Source organism: Pontimicrobium sp. MEBiC01747 (assembly GCF_053601635.1).
Map to the genome: position 1 here is coordinate 1 of NZ_JBSHNS010000364.1, position 2,554 is coordinate 2,554.

Below are 2,554 nucleotides of genomic sequence, written 5' to 3' on the forward strand. Positions count from 1 at the left end.
ACCCAAGAGTAGATACCACCTTTTTACCAAACGATATTTACCCTAAAGTGCCAGGCATACTTCAAAAATTAACAAATTATGCTACATTAACGCAACCGCTTTTAGGAAAAACTATTAAAAAATCGAAAAAGGTATTCGATGATAAAAAAGTAACCGACCACCACGCCATTATACCAACAGGAATACAAATAAACCTACAATACAACCAAAAACAGGTTTACGATATTATAACCAAACGTTTTATAGCGGTATTTTATCCAGAATGTAAAGTATCTAACACAACCGTAATTGGAAAAGCAGAAACTGTAAATTTTAAAACCACAGGAAAAGAAATATTAGAAAAAGGTTGGCGTGTTGTTTTCGAAGATGCAAATGCAAAAACTAAAGAGTCTGGAATATTGCCTACATTTAAAAAAGGCGAAAAAGGCCCACACGAGCCTTCTTTTTTAGAAAAGAAAACGAGTCCACCAAATCAATATACAGAAGCCTCACTACTTCGGGCTATGGAAACTGCGGGGAAACAAGTTGATGATGATGAGATGCGAGAACTCATGAAAGAGAACGGAATTGGTCGTCCCTCTACGCGTGCCAACATTATAGAAACACTTTTTAAACGTAAATACATAAAACGAAACAAAAAACAAGTTTTACCAACAACAATAGGCATTCAACTCATAAATACGATACAAAACCAATTATTAAAATCGGCAGAATTAACTGGGTCTTGGGAAAAACAATTAAAAGAAATTGAAAAAGGAAATTATAATGCAGGAAGCTTTATAAAACAGATGAAACGTATGGTAGACCATCTAGTATACGAAGTTCGTAGCGAAACTAAAAAAGCTAATATTTCTCATGTTACTGCAAAACCTACTCCTGTTAAAAAGGCTTCTAAAAAAACAAGTGCTGCTATTACAAACGAAAACTGCCCTAAATGTAAAAAAGGACAGCTTATAAAAGGTAAAACAGCTTATGGTTGTAGCGAGTTTAAAGCAGGATGCCGTTTTATGTTACCTTTTAAATTTAGTGATAAAACAATTTCTGAGAAACAATACATTCGTTTATTACAAAAAGGCTCTACTGTAAATTTAAAGGGCTTTAAAACCGAAACTGGTAAAGTGGAAGGCTTATTACGCTTTGATGATGATTTCAATATAAAATTAGAGCCTAAAAAAACGACAACAAAAGCGACTAAAAACACTACTAATGATACCTTAATTTGCCCTAAATGCAAAAAAGGTGAAGTTATAAAAGGAAAAACAGCTTATGGCTGCAGCGAATACAAAACGGGTTGCGATTTTAGATTTAGTTACGATGCAATTCGTGAAAAAGCAAAAGGACAAACCATAACCAAGGCTTTAGTTTATAGTATTTTAAATGGCAACTAAAACACACCAACATTTTAAAATATTTAAGCCTTACGGTATGTTAAGTCAATTTGCTAGTAATTCTACACAGCAAAAACGCAAAACATTTCTTGGTAAACTTGGCGAATTTCCAGAAGGCACGATGCCTATTGGTAGACTCGATGAAAAAAGCGAAGGTCTACTCCTACTCACTACAGATGGTAAATTAAGTAATTACATAAATAGTAGCCATATAGAAAAAGAATACTATGCGCAGGTAGATGGAATTATTACAGATGATGCTATAACTAAACTTAAAAACGGTGTAGAAATTGGTTTTGATGGTAAAAAATACCAAACCAAACCCTGTAAAGTTTTTACATTAGAAACACCACCCGAATTGCCTGTACGGTGGAAAAAAATTAGAGATGAACGCCACGGCCCTACCTCTTGGGTATCTATAACGCTAACAGAAGGTAAATTTAGACAAGTACGAAAAATGACATCTGCGGTTGGTTTTCCTACGTTGCGTTTAGTACGTATTCGTGTTGGGGATGTTTTTTTAAATGGTATGGCTGTTGGAGAAGTTAATAGCGTTAACCTTAACCTAGACAACTATAGTTTATAATTAACGATATATTATTACTCTAATAAGATAAATCCCCTTAATTTTGCAGCTTAATACACTATTAATATGCGACGCATTACACATTGGCTTTACGATTACTTAATTTCTATAGAAGTGTCTAAAACTATAGCTACCTATTTAAATATGTTAGCACTACTACTTGCTTTATTAATAATAGTATTTATAGTAGATTTTATAGTTAGACGGCTTTTAATAAACGTTTTTAGCAACTTTGCTGCCCGTACTAAATCTAATTTTGATGATATTTTAGTTAAAAACAAAGTTCCAAGAAATATAGCTCACATTATTCCGTTAATTATTGCTTTAGAAGCGACACCAACTGTTTTTGTTGATTTTCCTTTTATAGAAGGTAAAATAGAAAAGGCATTTAAAGTTTTTGGTATTATTTTAACGTTGTGGATTGCTAGAAGTTTATTGAATGCGTTAAAAGATTTTTTTAAGACTATTCCTCGTTTAAAAGATAAGCCTGTAGACAGTTACATACAGGTTTTTATGATTTTTGTATGGATAGCTGGCTTTATTCTAGCTTTTGCTATAGTTACAGATATGTCTGTATGGA

Annotated in this window: 2 protein-coding genes and 1 pseudogene; all 3 read left to right on the forward strand. The window is 32.9% G+C overall.

The annotated features are described in order from the left end of the window. Positions 1-1,388, forward strand: a 1,388-nt coding sequence (locus tag ACVC2P_RS11875; RefSeq protein WP_452598687.1) for a DNA topoisomerase, incomplete at its 5' end; no start/stop codon positions are given. Further along, positions 1,378-1,974, forward strand: coding sequence for a pseudouridine synthase (locus ACVC2P_RS11880; RefSeq protein WP_452598688.1), 597 nt, complete (start codon positions 1,378-1,380; stop codon positions 1,972-1,974). The genes ACVC2P_RS11875 and ACVC2P_RS11880, both read left to right, overlap by 11 nt. Before the next feature lie 66 nt (positions 1,975-2,040). Continuing rightward, positions 2,041-2,554, forward strand: a pseudogene (locus ACVC2P_RS11885) (mechanosensitive ion channel family protein); the annotation flags it as partial.